We start from the raw sequence: 15,576 nt of genomic DNA on the forward strand, positions 1-15,576 counted from the left end.
GCGCCGGAGGGTTTTTATTTTTTGGGCATATCCGCCGGACTGAACTTAACCCGTACCCGCAACTGCCGCAAAACATCCGGCGGCACACTGTCAGACATGACAATCAGCGAATACAATTTGCCGTTCAGAGTCCGCCAATTCAGCACACACACCCACGGATGCAAAAAGCTGCTGTCATCCAACCGCGCAAAAAATCCAGCAGAAGCAGTACGTACCAAGGCATTATCCACCTGATAAAAACGCACTTCCTGCACCGCATTCGGCGCAACCCGGCTAATATGCAAACGCCAGTAATAGCGCAACGACATCACAATCAACACCAGTAAAAAGCCCTTGCCCCACCAGGGCAGAGCAGGCATCAAACCCACCACTACCGCCGTCAGCAAATGGCTTGCCAGAATGAAAACAGCCAGTCGCCGTGAAGCCCCTGGCTGCAAATACAAAGGCGGTTGATTATCCAAACGTCATCAGCACACTAACGCCCGCAATAACGCTCGTGCGTTCGTCATGCCCACCACTAAATTCTGGTGAATATCCTCCATCGTGATTTCTTCGTTATCTTTGCCCGCTGCCCAGTTAGCCACCACAGCACAAGCGGCATAACAAAGATCCAACTCACGGGCAAGTGCGGCTTCTGGCATTGCCGTCATTCCCACCAAATCGCAGCCATCGCGTTCCAAACGGATGATTTCAGCAGCGGTTTCCAAACGCGGACCTTGGGTAGCGGCATACGTGCCACGCGGCACTACATTCAACTTTGCGCATTCAGCCGCTGTCAGTAGGGCATTGCGCATTTCCGTACAATACGGCCAAGAAAAATCAATGTGAGTCACATCGGTCAAACCATCCTCAAAAAAGGTATGCGCCCGCCCGTAGGTGTAATCAATAATCTGATCGGGAATCACCAAACGCATTGGCTGCATTTCCGGCGTAATCCCACCCACGGCAGCAATCGCCACAACTTTTTTCACCCCCAAACTCTTCAGCGCCCACAAATTGGCACGGTAATTCACCCGATGCGGGGGGATATTATGGGTGTAACCGTGCCGTGCCAAAAACGCGATACGCTTGCCAGCAATCATGCCGTGTGTCACCGGCCCCGAAGGCTCACCGTAAGGCGTATGCACCACTTCGCGGTGAATCACTTCCAAGCCTTCAATTTCAGTCAAACCCGTACCGCCAATCACCGCAAATTCAATCGTGCTCATGTCATAACCCTTTTACTGCGTAAATACCGTTGGCATTGCGCCAATATTCCTTGTAATCCATCCCGAAACCAAACACGTAACGATCCGGTAATTCCAACGCAGAAAAATCGCGGTGAATACCCTCAACCCGACGTTCATGTTGCTTATCCGCGAGTACCGCCACGTATACCGCAGCCGCACCCTGTTCCTGACACCAATGCGTAATTTCACGCAAGGTATAACCTTCATCGAGAATATCATCAACCAACAACACATGCCGCCCTTCCAACGATGTATCCGGCTTATGCAACCAAGTAATCGTTTTACTGCCGCTTGTTTCCCCACGGTAGCGGGTAGCGTGTAAATAATCTTGTTCCAAGGGAAACATCAAGCGCGTCAGCAAATGCCCCGTCAAGATCACGCCGCCAGTCATCACACACAATACCAGCGGGTTTTTATCCGCGAGTGTCTCGGTAATTTCAGCAGCCATTCTATTCAACATGGCAGCAATATCCTCAGCGGAATACAATAAATCAGCGTCTGCCATGGCTCGGGCAGCATCAGCAACTGTGATAACCATTTGTTCACCTATTGTTCAAACAATCTTGGTATTCTAACTTAAATCAACAAATCGGCATGAAAAAATAGAAATAATAACTGCTAGGTATTGCATTAGCACAATCAGAATATTATGATTTGCTTATATTAATGAAACCCTTTTTACGCGCCGACGGGCGCTTTACTCTCCGCTAGAGGTATATCTCATGAAACATACAAAAATCGCTCTGATGGTTGCATTACTGGCTGCTTCCGGTGTTGCTTCTGCTGAATTCTTCGATGGCTTCGACAATGGCAGTGGCGTAGGTCAGGGTCAAGGCCAAGGTCAAGCAAGCACCAGTGGTCAAGGCCAAGGTTACGGCACTGGCGCTGGCGACGTAAACGGCTGGGGTCGTGGCAAAGGCGATGCTGATGGTGAAGTAGATTTCACCATCACTTTCAAAGGCAAAGGCAAAACCGACATGGCTGCTGATACCTACGGTCAAGGTCGTGGCGATGGTTCTACCAACGTACAAGGCAGTGGCTACGGTTATGGCGATGGCTACAATAACATGTACGGCTACAGCAACACATCATCTAACGGCTACGGCAATAACCCATGGGGTGGCTATGTTATGCCTAACATGATGCAACAAGCGCCAGCTATGCAAGCCCCTGCTCAAGGCCAAATGCCAGCAGCCCCTGTTCAAGGCCAAATGCCGGGCTACGGTTACAGCCCAATGATGATGGCTCCAGGCTACGGAATGCAAGCGCCTAGCTTCGAGCAAATCCAAAAGCAAATGGAAATGCAACGTGCCCAAGCTGATGCTTTCTTCAAGAAAGTCGAAGAACAGCGTGCAGCCATGGCTGCTCAACAGCAAAAAATGGTTGAAGCCAACAAAGCTGCTGCGCCTGCTGCAACTGCTGCTCCAGCCGCTCCTGCTGCTGAAGTTAAAGTTGAAGCGGCTCCTGCCGCTGCACCAGCACCTGCTGCACCAGTCGCTCCTGCTGCTAAGTAATCAGATTTCACGATCTGAAGAGAAAGGCCGGTATCAACCGGCCTTTTTTGTGGCCTCCACACACTCACACACCAACCCTGCCCCTCGGTAAATAAACCCGCTATAAACCTGCACCAAACTCGCACCGGCGGCCAATTTCGCCTGCGCATCTGCCCCCGACAAAATTCCCCCTACCCCAATAATCGGAATCCGGCTATCCATATCTGCCCGGAACTGCCGAATCACTTCAGTGGAATGCTGTGTCAACGGCTTACCGCTCAACCCACCTTGCTCATTGGCATGGCGTAAACCTTGCACTGCTGATTTATCCAAGGTCGTATTGGTCGCAATCAACCCATCAATCTGCACCTCGGAAAACACCTGCGCCATATCACGGATTTCCACCTCACTCAAATCCGGCGCAACCTTAATCGCTACCGGCACGTAACGCCCATATTGCTGCGCCAGTTTGCTTTGTTCCTCACGCAAGCTGAGCAACAAACGCTTCAATTCATCCCCGTATTGCAAAGTACGCAACCCCGGCGTATTTGGCGAAGAAATATTGACCGTAATGTAATGCGCCACAGGGTAAGCCTTGCGCAAACCGATCAGGTAATCATCTGCCGCTTTCTCAACTGGGGTATCGAAGTTTTTACCGATATTGATGCCAATAATGCCGGGGTAACGCGCTTGACGGACATTCTCCAGCAAATAATCAATCCCGTGATTATTGAAGCCCATGCGGTTGATAATGGCTTGCGCTTTGGGTAAACGGAACAAACGCGGCTTAGGATTGCCGGGTTGTGGGCGCGGTGTCACTGTGCCAATTTCAATAAAGCCAAAGCCCAACGCTGCCAATGCGTCGATGTATTCACCGTTTTTGTCCAGCCCTGCTGCCAATCCGACGGGATTGGGAAACTCAATGCCCATTACCGTGACAGCCCTGCCCGGCAACGCCGCCGGTTTGCCCAACAAGCCGGTTTTACCTGCCAGTTTCAAGGAATCCAGTGCCAGATGGTGTGAGGTTTCAGCAGGAAATAAAAACAGCAGATCGCGAAGGAGTGTGTACACAAAGAAATCCCCGGTTCAGAATGAAACCGGGGATTATAGAGGTTTAACGCATATTTTCCAGCGCAGCAATCCGATCTTCCAACGGTGGGTGCGTCATGAAGATTTTCTTTAAACCATCGCCCAAACCACCGGCAATCCCGAACGCTGCCATTTCACCGGGCAAATCATGTACTGCATGAGCGCTTTGCAAGCGTTTCAGCGCATTAATCATTTTCTGACGACCGGCCAAATCCGCTCCGGCAATATCTGCTTTGAATTCACGGTAACGTGAAAACCACATAACAATCGCTGTTGCCAAGAAGCCCAACAGAATATCGGCAATGAACGAACCCACAAAATAACCAATGCCCGGCCCGCTACTTTCGTCATTATTACTGCGGAAGAAGTTATCGACCATCATGCCAATCAACCGCGCAAAAATAATCACGAAGGTATTCAACACACCTTGCAGCAAGGTTTGCGTCACCATGTCACCGTTGGCAACGTGACCGATTTCATGCCCCAATACCGCCTCGACTTCATCCGCCGTCATGTGGTCTAGCAAGCCTTGGCTAACTGCCACCAAGGCATTGTTACGGCTGGCACCCGTCGCAAATGCATTCGGGTCGGGTGAATAGAAAATCCCGACTTCAGGCATTCCAATGCCGGACTTTTCAGCTTGGCGGCGTACCGTTTCCACTAACCAGCGTTCTTGTGCAGTTTGTGGATTTTCAATAACTTGCACACCCATGCTGCGCTTCGCCATCCATTTGGACATTAGCAAACTCACAAACGAGCCACCAAAACCCATCACAACTGCCAGTATCAAAATACCACTCATGCTGCCCGCACTCATATCAATGCCAAACAGCTTGCCAATAATTGTCATGGAAATAAACAGCACCACCATCACCGCAAAGTTAGTCAGTGCCAGTAAAATAATCCGCATCATGTCTTTCGACCTCTAAGGTTAGATATTATGCCGTAAATATTAGGTTAGCAGAGGTTAGATTCAAGTTTTCCCTACTAATTGACGCTTATCTCCAGACCGGTGACGTTTTGGTAACCTTTCGGTAACAATTTGCCGCGTTTTGCACGTTCACTGCGGTATTCTTCCAATTCCGCACCCTTGATGGTTTTAAACTGCTTACCCGCACGAATCAGCAACGCCGCATTTGCAGGCAAAATCGCCGCAAACTGCACCGTTTCATCGGCAATCCCCAACCCGCCTTTTTTCAGGCTGATCAACTTATTGCCTTTGCCCTTGGAAAGCTGTGGCACATCCTGCAAGCCTGTCACCAGCACATAACCCGACGATGAAACCAGCACCAGCGAATCCGTAGCCACATTTGTCACCAACAATGGCTGCAAAATCGCTACACCCTCGCCCACCGTCAGGGTCACTTTGCCCGCTTTCACCCGGCTTTGCATCTCACCAAAAGTACACAAGAAACCGTAACCTTCCGCCGAATGCAGCAAATACTGATCGCTGTCTTTGCCCATTAGCGCGTATTGGAATTTCGCCCCTGCTGGTGGAGCTAACTTACCCGTCAACGGCTCACCCTGCCCGCGTGCCGATGGCAAGGCATTCGCTGGCAATGCGTAGGTGCGCCCGGTGCTATCCAGCAACACCACTTGCTGGCTGGAACGCCCGCGTACTGAAGTCAGGAATTCATCACCCTGCTTATAGCTCAATGATGCAGGGTCAATATCATGGCCTTTTGCCGACCGAATCCAGCCCATTTTCGACACCACCACCGTCACCGGCTCAGAGGGTGCTAGTGCGGTTTCATCCAACACTTGTGCTGCCGCCCGTTCTTGCAAGGGCGAACGCCGTGCATCACCGTACAACTTGGCGTCTTCTTTCAACTCTTTGCGGATCAAACTGGTCAGTTTGGTATCGGAACCCAACAACGCCAGCAAGGTTTCTTTCTCCTTTTCCAACTCGTCCAATTCGCCGCGAATCTTCATTTCCTCCAAACGTGCCAACTGACGCAATTTAGTATCAAGGATGTAATCCGCCTGAAGCTCGGTCAAATCGAAGCGGCGCATTAACACCGCTTTCGGCTCGTCTTCGGTGCGGATAATGTGGATCACTTCATCAATATTCAGGAATGCCACCAACAAACCCGCCAATAAATGCAGGCGTTTCTCGACCTTATCCAACCGCCATTGCAAGCGGCGCGTCACTGTTTGTCGCCGGAAGGCCAGCCACTCGGTCAAAATGTGCAGCAAACTTTTGACTTGCGGGCGACCATTCAGACCGATCATGTTCATATTGACGCGGTAACTGCGCTCCAAATCAGTGCTGGCGAATAAATGCGACATCAGCATTTCCACATCCACACGGTTGGAACGCGGCACGATTACCAAGCGTACCGGCTGTTCGTGGTCAGATTCATCGCGTAAATCTTCCACCAACGGCAGTTTTTTCGCCTGCATTTGCGCGGCGATTTGCTCCAGAATCTTGCTGCCCGACACCTGATACGGCAAGGCGGTAATAATAATGTCGCCATCTTCGATTTCATAACGCGCCCGCATTCTAAATGTGCCGTTACCTTTCTCATACAGCGCGAGAAAATCCGCCGCCGGAGTAATGATTTCGGCTTCGGTAGGAAAATCCGGTGCGGGAATGTGCTGATGCAAATCCTGCAAGGTCGCATTGGGGTGATCCAGCAAATGCAGGCAAGCATTCACCACCTCACGCAGGTTATGCGGTGGAATATCCGTCGCCATCCCTACCGCAATGCCACTACCACCGTTAAGCAAAATATTCGGCAAACGTGCAGGCAAAATGGTTGGCTCTTCTAACGACCCGTCGAAATTGGGTTGCCATTGCGCAGTGCCCTGCCCCAATTCTTGCAGCAACACCTTGGCGTAAGCGGTCAAACGCGATTCGGTGTAACGCATTGCAGCAAACGATTTCGGGTCATCTTGCGAACCCCAGTTGCCCTGCCCATCCACCAGCGTGTAGCGGTAGGAAAACGGTTGCGCCATTAACACCATCGCTTCGTAACACGCCGAGTCGCCGTGCGGATGGAATTTACCCAATACGTCACCGACAGTACGTGCTGATTTTTTGTGTTTGGAAGCCGCCGTCAGCCCTAACTCTGACATGGCGTAGACAATACGGCGTTGCACGGGCTTTAAGCCGTCGCCGAGATGCGGCAAAGCGCGATCAAGAATAACGTACATGGAATAGTCGAGATAGGCTTTCTCGGTGTATTCTTGAAGTGGCAGGGTTTCGATGCCTTCGTAGTTCATGGATGTCCTGATTCCTTATTCTAGGTTGAGCACAGAGTAATGCACAATGTCAGCAAAAGACAACTGACTTCTCTAAATCAGCCGTATAACCTTGAAACATTGAAGATTTTTAATTTATGCAAACCACTGTACTGATTGCTGACTACCATAATACAACCCATGCGACGGATATTGGTCGCCTACTTGCCCACTATGCACAAGATCCGATGGGAGGTGGCAAATCACTACCGGCGGAGATCACCCAAGGTGTTGCCCAAGCACTCTCGCGTATCCCTAATGCCTTTAGCGTGTTGTGTTATGTGGATGGTCAACCTGCCGGACTAGTTAACGGCTTCGAGGCATTTTCAACTTTTCAGTGCAAGCCACTTATTAATGTTCATGATGTTGTTGTCGCAGAAACATTTCGCGGCATAGGTATCAGCCAATTATTACTCACTAAAGTGGAAGAGGTTGCACGGGCAAAAGGCTGTTGCAAACTAACGCTTGAGGTACTGGAAGGCAATCAGCGTGCGCAACATGCCTATCGCAAATTCGGGTTTACAGGCTATGAACTAGACCCCACAGTAGGCAAAGCATTGTTTTGGCAAAAACCTTTATGAGACTCGCACCCATAATCAATCCAGCGTACAGTTATCACTAAATGTAACAACAATCGACCTTTTGGAGCGGAATGATGACAACCAATAATCCTCGCTACGTCAGCTTACTGACCCGTAATACCCTAGCACTCGTACTCGCGGGGGGACGCGGCTCACGTTTGTATGAACTTACGGATCGCCGTGCTAAACCTGCTGTTTATTTTGGTGGGAAATTTCGCATTATTGACTTTCCTCTATCTAACTGTGTTAACTCAGGCATTCGCAAAATTGGCGTCTTGACCCAATACAAAGCCCACTCACTCATTCGGCATTTGGTACATGGCTGGTCAAACTTTCGCACTGAACTGGGCGAATTTGTGGAAGTATTACCCGCATCACAACGTACCACCGGCAACTGGTATGCGGGTACTGCCGATGCCATTTACCAAAATTTGGACATTGTAGAAGCATTGCGCCCTAAATATGTTTTAGTACTGGCGGGCGATCATATTTATAAAATGGACTATGGCGAGATGTTAGCCTACCACGTCGAAAAAGGTGCTGACATGACCGTCGCTTGCGTTGCTGTCCCGTTAGAAGATGCGAAAGGCTTTGGCGTAATGACCGTTGATGAGCATCACCAAGTCGTCGCTTTTGATGAAAAACCGGCTGAACCACGCCCTATGCCGAGTTCACAGGATACGGCACTGGCTTCGATGGGTAACTACATTTTCAATACCGACTTTTTGTTTGAGCAGTTACACAAAGATGCTGCTAACCCTGATTCCAGTCGCGATTTTGGTAAAGACATTATCCCCGCACTGATTAAAGAACACGCGGTATATGCCTACCCATTCCGTGACCCCATCACCGGAAAACAACCTTATTGGCGCGATGTGGGCACTATTGATGCCTTCTGGGAGGCCAATATGGAACTCGTCTCTATCGAACCAGAATTAAACTTATACGACGATGCATGGCCTATCCTGACTTATCACCGCCAACTACCCTCAGCCAAATTTGTCTTTCGGGATGCCGGACGTGAAGGCAAAGCCTTGGATTCAGTGGTTTCAGCAGGCTGTGTCATTTCGGGTGCAACCATAGTCAACTCCCTGCTATTTTCCAATGTCAAAGTTCATTCTTACAGCACGGTTCAAGACTCGGTACTGCTGCCAGAAGTACGGGTTGGCAGGCATTGCCGCATCACTCGTGCGGTGATTGATCGCGGCTGTGACTTACCAGAGGGGACAATCATTGGCGAAGATCGCAAAGCCGATGCCAAACGCTTCCGCGTTACCAACAAAGGCATAACGTTAGTGACACCAGAAATGCTTGGGCAGAAGGGTTCAGCCAGCGTTGGTTAAGTCAATAGGCTTTCTCACTTTCTTTTATAATAGTGATAGGCGCTTTTGACGAACTGCATAGTGTGCAGCAAAGGCTTACTTAACGGGTGTTGAGTGCTCAAGTGGAAATTAACCATTTTGCGGCGCTCAACCCATAAATGGTCGATCATGGGATGATTGGGAGTTGCGCAAGAATCCATCCATTCCAATGACGTATCATTTAATGTGCGGTAAATATTTTCCAACTCTAACAAGACTCCGGGCGAGTACGCAGCATAATCTTCGTGGTAAGCAATTTTCAGGGCATAACTCCCTTGGGTCGCACTAACCAGATTTAACTTAATCGCAATGGATTTACCATCCACTAGTAATCGCAACATCATCAATTGCCCATTTGCCGCCGCGTTACGCATCAGGTGCTCCGCAAACTCGCGCTCCCCACCATGGCAACTCATCGCGGTCAAGGCACGGCCTTTCCACCCCTGCTCTTCTAAGCGCAAGAAATCATTAATCCAATCACTTAAGCTTTGTCCTTGTCCCGGCAGTAAAGCTTGAAATTCTAACTTACCTAAACTCTCAAGACGTCGACGCAAACGGCTGTATTCTTTACGCTTCTTTTTACGTTGATGCATTAATACATAATTTTCACCCGAAGTTTCCGCCTTTAATAAGGCCCGCTCCCAAATATCCTTCTCATTCAATAAACAGCCTTGGTCTTGAGCGCAAAGCCGTAAATAGTGAGCAAACTCACCTTCGGCTGGTATTTTATTGAGTGAAAATGCCAATGCCCCCGAATGTTCATGCAACCACTCAAATAACGCTTGCAACGTTTCTGTGGCATACAACTTGTCCACCAACGGTGTACCTAAGGGGCAATGCGGATGCAGCCAGTTAAGCCAATGACGAGCAGGGAATTGCTGATAAGAATGCTGCTGTACCAGCGGAAACAATCCTGTTAAGCGAGAATGCGTCGCATCTGACCATACTAATAAAACAGCTACCCTATCTTGAGCAGACAAACTTTCCAAAGCGGGAAACAATGCCCAACTTTCGTAGAAAACATTCGGTTCAAGTGCATGACGTGTCAGTGAGTCCCAAGCGGGAACAATATCACGCAATTCACGTATAGCGGTTACCAGTTGCGTAATCAAAGTGAGTACCCAGTTTATAATTATTGAATTACTATATGGGTGACTATTGTCTACCTAATGAGATATTGGACTTAAGTGAATTCCCGACAAACGGATCCAAATCAACGACAACAAAAAAGCGAGCCGAAACTCGCTTTTTGTATCCTCACAAAGAAGAGTAACGCTTAGGCAGCGATCCACTCTTTGTAGGCTTCCATGTCTTTTTCTTGACCAGCAGCATAACCTGCTTCATAGGCTTCTGTCAGACGCTGCTCTTCACGCATAGGGTTGAGCAGGTAGCCACCTTGCCAGCCTTGCAGGAACTCAGGGTCAACGCCCGCTTTTTCCATTTCTACTACAGCGTTGTAATACTGCATATTCATTTGTCATGTCCTCTCTAAAATCAAAAATGAAAATAAACGTGGTGCTTTTTACGCCGCAGCACGCAGTGTTTCCAGTGCCTTGCCGCTATCCAGCATAGCACGTACCGCATCAGCGGCCTCCTGTATCGAACCATAACGGCCCAAATGCGCCAGACAGATCGAGGCGGAGTATACCAGACTGTCGTACATCAAACCTTTTTCGCCACTAAGTGCAGCCATTCCCATTTCAGCCGCTTTCGCCGCCAATGCATCGCTATCCACCGTGGTTGCAATCTCATCGCCAATCATGGGAGCAGCAGGTAAATCATCCGGCAATGGTACTGCCCGTACCTCTGCTTGAAGTCCAAAGTTTTGGGGATCAAGATCACGTTGCTGTTCTTCACCTTTTTCATAGTAATAAAACAGCTTGCCTGCTTGTTGCAGGGAAGGAATAACCCCTCCCTCCACGCCACGCACAAACATAGCACTATCAAACCCTGCCTGACGTGCCAATGATGCATAAATAGGTGGATACGCTTTATGCACATAGCCGCCCATGCAATGCGTTTTCACACGACCACGGATAGGCCCTAACATGGTTTCCACCGTGGTCAGCACTTGACGCTTAATCATACGCTGGCGAATCGGAATCAGATCATGCAATCCGGGGGCAAACTGGCGTTGATCTAAATAAGTCCAACCAATACGCTCCAACTGCGCCACCGCTTCAGCCGGAGTCAAATTTACATTGAGACCTGCTGCTTTCAATACCTTGTGATGAGTTGCACCAAACTTGGGACCCACTTGTTCTAAGCCATGCAATACCGCGTGTACGCCCATCGCTGCTAACACAACAGGCACAAACGTGGAGGCGGGTACACCACGTGTATAACCGTCATACGGGTCAGACACATCCAGAATCTCATCCACATTCGCCGCGCTAATAACCGAGCTATCAATCAAGGCTTGCAATGTGCCCCGGTTTTCTTCATCAGTTTCACGTTTCATGCGTAAGGCAATAAAGTAAACCGCTACCTGCACAGGGTCAGCTTCACCACTCAAAATGTGGCGCATCGCATAATAGGCATCCTCATAACTCAAGTCCTTGCTGTATTCAGGGCCTGTAGCTACTTTTTGGATGCACTGACGCATGTGCAATTTCAAATTACGGTCGGTGTTTGTATCAGTCATCGTGGCATTTTCCATATCGCGGAAGTTTAAGAAGCGCGTCCCTGTTTCTAAATATCCCTCTAGGGGTAACACTCATGTCCCAGCGGGCTATTTCGGAACCAAACGTATAATGCGCTAAGATTGGAATCTTATTTTACGTTCAAGGAGATTACTGTGTCACAAACCGATAATGAGTCTATGGATTTCGCGAGTGGAATGGCAGCATTTGAAGCCAAACATTTTTCCCGTGCCATGCAACTGCTTTCCCCTTTTGCCGAACAAGGAGACCAAGTAGCGCAACACCTGTGTGCAATTATGTGTCAAAATGGTTTAGGTGTAGTACGTAATGATGCTAAAGCCTTCCAACTCATGCAAGCCTCGGCGGAACAAGGGTACGGCTTAGCACAACATGGCTTAGGCTTTATGTATCTCGAAGGCGAATGTATTCCCAAAAACGGCGCAGAAGCAGCCAAATGGTTTCGCAAAGCAGGTGAACAAGGGCTGCAAGGCTCTCTTAGCACATTAGCACTGATGTACCAACAAGGTAACGGTGTTCCACGTGACGAGGAAGAAGCAAAACGTTTGTATAAACTCGCGGGCTTCGACGATCTGGGGTAAACCATGCGCCAAGCAGGCAATAAACTACATGTCGTGGTAAACGATGTCCCCGTATTAGAATTTGACCGCAGTCAGGCGATTCCTGGTCATCAACGTCTGTATTTGAACAATATGGACGTTAAAATGGATCAAGGCATTACGCTTGATGGCACGTTTCATCCTACCCCTGATCCAATAGTGCGTTCCCACTTTGTCGCGAACTCCATGGTCAATGCACTATTTGTCGAGAATTATTCTCTGGCAATGGCATTGTGTACATGGCTAGCAGACCGTATTCCTGATTTGCAAATCGTGAAAGCGGTTGGCAATATTGAAGCCGATATGGGGATTGAGTTGGTGTTTGACCGTGACTACACAAAAGCCAAAACTGAACAGGGGATTAAGTTCTATAAGCCATAAAAATCACAAAAACATGCACATAAATAAAATTAATAAATTAAGTAGTGATTCAGGCCAAACCCGTAAGATGCACGGCATGGATGAAGGGCGCACAGCAATAACAATAAGCCCGGCTAACGATGGATGTTATGAAAAAGCCAGTCGGCTCAAGTATTAATGAATACCCAGCCGACCTTAACGTTTAACTATCTGCAAGGGTAAGCAGACCCGACACAGATAAGAATCATAACAATAAGCGAATGTTCGCAATGCGTACCGAGCGATAACTATAACAAGAAATGCTCGGTTTTTCCTTTTTAATTCCGATTAAATGCACTTAACCCTGTACAACCCTCAAGCTGCCTGCACCGCAATTTGCTTTGAGGTATGCGTTACCCTATTTTGCTGATCTACATACACCAGTTGTGGTTGATGAACATTGGCTTGTGCCTCTGAAAACCCTGCATACGTACAAATAATAATCAAATCACCCGTACTGGCTTTGTGTGCCGCCGCACCATTGATCGAAATAATCCCACTACCCGCTTCCGCACGAATGGCATACGTGGAAAAACGTTCACCATTGGTAATGTTGTAAATATGCAGTTGCTCATATTCACGGATATTACCGATACGCAGTAAATTATCATCAATCGCGCAAGAACCCTCATAGTCCAACTCAGCATGAGTGACAGTAACACGGTGCAGTTTGGATTTAAGAAGCGTCAGCTCCATGGCGATTCCTCCGTAACGTTCAGTCAAGTATTTGGCAAAGCAATACCATTATGATGTTTCTGTTAATTTTTTCAATGTTAAGGGGATATTATCTATCAAGCGAGCTTTGCCCAGCCATGCCGAGCCTAACACCACCAAATTTTCATCCCCCACTTGCGCGGGTAACAAATCCACTGTACGCCGAATTTCCACATAGTCCGGTTGGAAACCGCGTGATACCAGTGATTGCATTGCCTCGGCCTGTAAAGCAGCGTAATCCTGCCTAGATTTGTGCAGCGCGTCAACCACTTCCCGCAAGGTCAACTGCAATCCGGCAGCAAGCTTCCGCTCAGCGGTGGTGAGGTAGCCATTCCGCGAACTCAGCGCCAATCCGTCAACCTCACGCACTGTCGGCAAACCTTCAATGTGAATATCCATATCCAAATCACGAACCATCTGGCGGATCAACATCAATTGCTGAAAATCCTTCTCGCCAAAAACCGCCACATTCGGTTGCACCAGATGAAACAGCTTACATACTACGGTAGAAACGCCCGTGAAATGACCGGGACGGGAAGCCCCTTCCAGCAACTCACTAATCCCCGGCACTTCGACCTTGGTTGCCAGCCCGCCGGTGGGATACATCAGTGCAGGCGTTGGCGTAAACACCAAATCTGCCCCACCCGCTTGCAACTTACTGCAATCTTCCGCAAGAGTGCGCGGATACGCTGCCAAATCTTCCTTGCGATCAAATTGGGTCGGGTTCACAAAAATAGACACGACCACTTTGCTACCGAGAGCCTGCGCCCGTTTCACCAAGGCAATATGCCCCGCGTGTAAGTTGCCCATTGTGGGCACAAAAGCGATGATTTCACCCGCTTTGCGCCAGCTTTTGAGTTCTTCACGCAATGCGTCAATGGCTTGAACAATAATCATGGAAAACTCTTTAGAAAAAACAATGTTGATCGGCGGGGAATGTGCCCGCTTTTACGGCCTGCACATACGCAGCCACGGCTTGCGGAATGGTTGCGCCCGCACCGATAAAATCTTGGGAAAATTTTGGTGCACGTGGTGAAATACCGAGCATATCGTGCAAGACCAGTACTTGCCCGTCACAGTCGCGCCCTGCCCCAATCCCAATGGTTGGAATCTCTAAGGCTTGGGTAATTTGTGCTGCCAGCGCCACGGGGACGCATTCCAACACCAACATATCTGCCCCCGCCTCTTGCAGGGCAATGGCATCGTCGAGCATTTGCTTAGCAACCGCTTCATCACGCCCTTGCACCCGATAGCCGCCAAGTTTGTGAACCGATTGTGGTTGCAAACCCAGATGCGCACAGACAGGTACGCCATGATGAGCAAGTTGTCTGACCGTAGCCACTTGCGGTGCACCGCCTTCTAATTTCACCATGTGTGCGCCGCTTTCCTGCATTAAACGGGCACTATTACGCAAAGCAAGTTCGGGCGAGGTATAACTCATGAAAGGTAAATCACCAATCACCAAAGCGCGTTGACTGGTTTTAGTAACAGCGCGGGTGTGGTAAACCATGTCATCCATTGTCACAGGAACTGTGGTTTCGTGACCTTGGATGACCATGCCTAATGAGTCCCCCACCAGAATCACCTCAACCCCTTGCGTGTCGAGTACTTTGGCAAAACTGGCATCGTAAGCCGTCAGCATGACGATCTTTTCACCTTCACACTTCATCTTACGCAAAGTGGTTACGGTCACGCGCGGCTCAGGTTTAGTACTCATGCGACTTGTCTCTTAGAATCCATTAAATGTTGCAGTGCAGTTTACCACACTGCAACAATTCAGCCAGTTAACCTGAACGTCACCAGCAGTAACCTGATGTTGCGCAAGCAACAACAATCTGCCCCAAAATAGAAACCACCGTATGCCGCATAGAGAATTGCGGATCAGTAGTACTCTCCTCCAATGTGGGTACGTCATTATCAGCACTGACGGAAATAGGCTGCGGTACACCATCACGCTCTAATTGATGGAATGCTGGCTCTACCTTCGGTAATGAATTACCTGCTGACGCAGATGACTTTACCGCTGGGGAGTGGCTTGTGGTTGTCGTGCAAGCGGGGAGTGACAGCGCTAACGCAAACATCATGGCAATGGTTGGAATTGTTTTCATGGGTTTTTTCCATATATTTTGTTTATCAGCACAACCAAGATTAGCTTAACCCCAGTTAAACGAACAGCACTTTCGTTCATTTATGATTCAGGTTATAACT

At 49.0% G+C, this 15,576-nt stretch carries 18 protein-coding genes; 5 read left to right on the top strand and 13 right to left on the bottom strand.

Features of this window, described 5'->3' with window-relative positions; translation table 11 throughout:
* Positions 1-14 precede the first annotated feature (14 nt).
* Genes BLV87_RS09220 through BLV87_RS09230 form a run of 3 tightly spaced genes read right to left on the bottom strand, consistent with a single transcriptional unit; the run spans position 15 to position 1,767 of the window.
* The gene (locus BLV87_RS09220; RefSeq protein WP_093067826.1) at positions 15-461 is read right to left on the bottom strand and encodes a protein YgfX; all 447 of its coding nucleotides are present in this window, start codon (positions 459-461) and stop codon (positions 15-17) included.
* Positions 462-467: 6 nt separating this feature from the next.
* Positions 468-1,208, bottom strand: a complete 741-nt coding sequence (locus BLV87_RS09225) for an S-methyl-5'-thioinosine phosphorylase (protein ID WP_093067829.1) — start codon at positions 1,206-1,208, stop codon at positions 468-470.
* Position 1,209: 1 nt separating this feature from the next.
* Positions 1,210-1,767, bottom strand: coding sequence for a hypoxanthine-guanine phosphoribosyltransferase (locus BLV87_RS09230; RefSeq protein ID WP_093067832.1), 558 nt, complete (start codon positions 1,765-1,767; stop codon positions 1,210-1,212).
* Between the two features lie 184 nt (positions 1,768-1,951).
* Between BLV87_RS09230 and BLV87_RS19340 the strand changes: the two genes are divergently transcribed.
* Complete coding sequence (locus BLV87_RS19340; RefSeq protein ID WP_093067834.1) at positions 1,952-2,743, top strand: hypothetical protein; 792 nt, start codon at positions 1,952-1,954, stop codon at positions 2,741-2,743.
* A 33-nt stretch (positions 2,744-2,776) separates the two neighbouring features.
* Here BLV87_RS19340 and BLV87_RS09240 read toward each other — a convergent pair whose 3' ends face one another.
* The 3 genes from BLV87_RS09240 to parC all read right to left on the bottom strand — a co-directional run bounded on the left by BLV87_RS09240 (position 2,777) and on the right by parC (position 7,036).
* On the bottom strand, positions 2,777-3,793 hold the full coding sequence (locus BLV87_RS09240; RefSeq protein WP_093067836.1) for a quinone-dependent dihydroorotate dehydrogenase: 1,017 nt from the start codon (positions 3,791-3,793) through the stop codon (positions 2,777-2,779).
* A 43-nt stretch (positions 3,794-3,836) separates the two neighbouring features.
* Positions 3,837-4,724, bottom strand: coding sequence for a protease HtpX (gene htpX / locus BLV87_RS09245; RefSeq protein WP_093067839.1), 888 nt, complete (start codon positions 4,722-4,724; stop codon positions 3,837-3,839).
* Positions 4,725-4,798: 74 nt separating this feature from the next.
* Positions 4,799-7,036 carry a DNA topoisomerase IV subunit A gene (parC, locus tag BLV87_RS09250; protein ID WP_093067842.1) on the bottom strand — a complete coding sequence of 746 codons (2,238 nt, stop codon included), beginning with the start codon at positions 7,034-7,036 and terminating at the stop codon, positions 4,799-4,801.
* Positions 7,037-7,152: 116 nt separating this feature from the next.
* Between parC and BLV87_RS09255 the strand changes: the two genes are divergently transcribed.
* Positions 7,153-7,635, top strand: coding sequence for a GNAT family N-acetyltransferase (locus BLV87_RS09255; protein WP_093067844.1), 483 nt, complete (start codon positions 7,153-7,155; stop codon positions 7,633-7,635).
* A 71-nt stretch (positions 7,636-7,706) separates the two neighbouring features.
* A complete protein-coding gene (gene glgC, locus BLV87_RS09260) occupies positions 7,707-8,978 on the top strand; it encodes a glucose-1-phosphate adenylyltransferase (RefSeq protein WP_093067847.1) in 1,272 nt (423 codons plus the stop codon).
* A 14-nt stretch (positions 8,979-8,992) separates the two neighbouring features.
* Here glgC and BLV87_RS09265 read toward each other — a convergent pair whose 3' ends face one another.
* From BLV87_RS09265 to BLV87_RS09275, 3 genes are all read right to left on the bottom strand, one after another.
* The gene (locus BLV87_RS09265; protein WP_093067850.1) at positions 8,993-10,108 is read right to left on the bottom strand and encodes a GNAT family N-acetyltransferase; all 1,116 of its coding nucleotides are present in this window, start codon (positions 10,106-10,108) and stop codon (positions 8,993-8,995) included.
* Between the two features lie 164 nt (positions 10,109-10,272).
* Complete coding sequence (locus BLV87_RS09270; protein WP_093067853.1) at positions 10,273-10,470, bottom strand: Alvin_2107 family globule sulfur oxidation protein; 198 nt, start codon at positions 10,468-10,470, stop codon at positions 10,273-10,275.
* 48 nt (positions 10,471-10,518) lie between these two features.
* Complete coding sequence (locus BLV87_RS09275; RefSeq protein ID WP_093067855.1) at positions 10,519-11,640, bottom strand: anthranilate phosphoribosyltransferase; 1,122 nt, start codon at positions 11,638-11,640, stop codon at positions 10,519-10,521.
* Between the two features lie 153 nt (positions 11,641-11,793).
* On the opposite strand from BLV87_RS09275, the gene BLV87_RS09280 reads away from it, so the two are divergent.
* Together BLV87_RS09280 and BLV87_RS09285 are read left to right on the top strand one after the other, a co-directional pair.
* Positions 11,794-12,237, top strand: coding sequence for a tetratricopeptide repeat protein (locus tag BLV87_RS09280; RefSeq protein ID WP_217629967.1), 444 nt, complete (start codon positions 11,794-11,796; stop codon positions 12,235-12,237).
* Between the two features lie 3 nt (positions 12,238-12,240).
* Complete coding sequence (locus tag BLV87_RS09285) at positions 12,241-12,636, top strand: hypothetical protein (protein ID WP_093067858.1); 396 nt, start codon at positions 12,241-12,243, stop codon at positions 12,634-12,636.
* Between the two features lie 333 nt (positions 12,637-12,969).
* Here the strand turns inward: BLV87_RS09285 and panD are convergent, their stop codons facing one another.
* The 4 genes from panD to BLV87_RS09305 all read right to left on the bottom strand — a co-directional run bounded on the left by panD (position 12,970) and on the right by BLV87_RS09305 (position 15,476).
* Positions 12,970-13,350, bottom strand: a complete 381-nt coding sequence (gene panD, locus BLV87_RS09290; protein WP_093067861.1) for an aspartate 1-decarboxylase — start codon at positions 13,348-13,350, stop codon at positions 12,970-12,972.
* A 48-nt stretch (positions 13,351-13,398) separates the two neighbouring features.
* On the bottom strand, positions 13,399-14,265 hold the full coding sequence (gene panC, locus BLV87_RS09295) for a pantoate--beta-alanine ligase (protein ID WP_093067864.1): 867 nt from the start codon (positions 14,263-14,265) through the stop codon (positions 13,399-13,401).
* 10 nt (positions 14,266-14,275) lie between these two features.
* The gene (gene panB / locus BLV87_RS09300; protein WP_093067866.1) at positions 14,276-15,085 is read right to left on the bottom strand and encodes a 3-methyl-2-oxobutanoate hydroxymethyltransferase; all 810 of its coding nucleotides are present in this window, start codon (positions 15,083-15,085) and stop codon (positions 14,276-14,278) included.
* Between the two features lie 79 nt (positions 15,086-15,164).
* Positions 15,165-15,476 (bottom strand): ABC transporter substrate-binding protein, encoded by a 312-nt coding sequence (locus BLV87_RS09305; protein WP_093067869.1) that lies wholly within the window; start codon positions 15,474-15,476, stop codon positions 15,165-15,167.
* Positions 15,477-15,576: the final 100 nt, after the last annotated feature.

It is taken from the genome of Thiothrix caldifontis (assembly GCF_900107695.1).
Taxonomy (GTDB): Bacteria; Pseudomonadota; Gammaproteobacteria; order Thiotrichales; family Thiotrichaceae; genus Thiothrix; species Thiothrix caldifontis.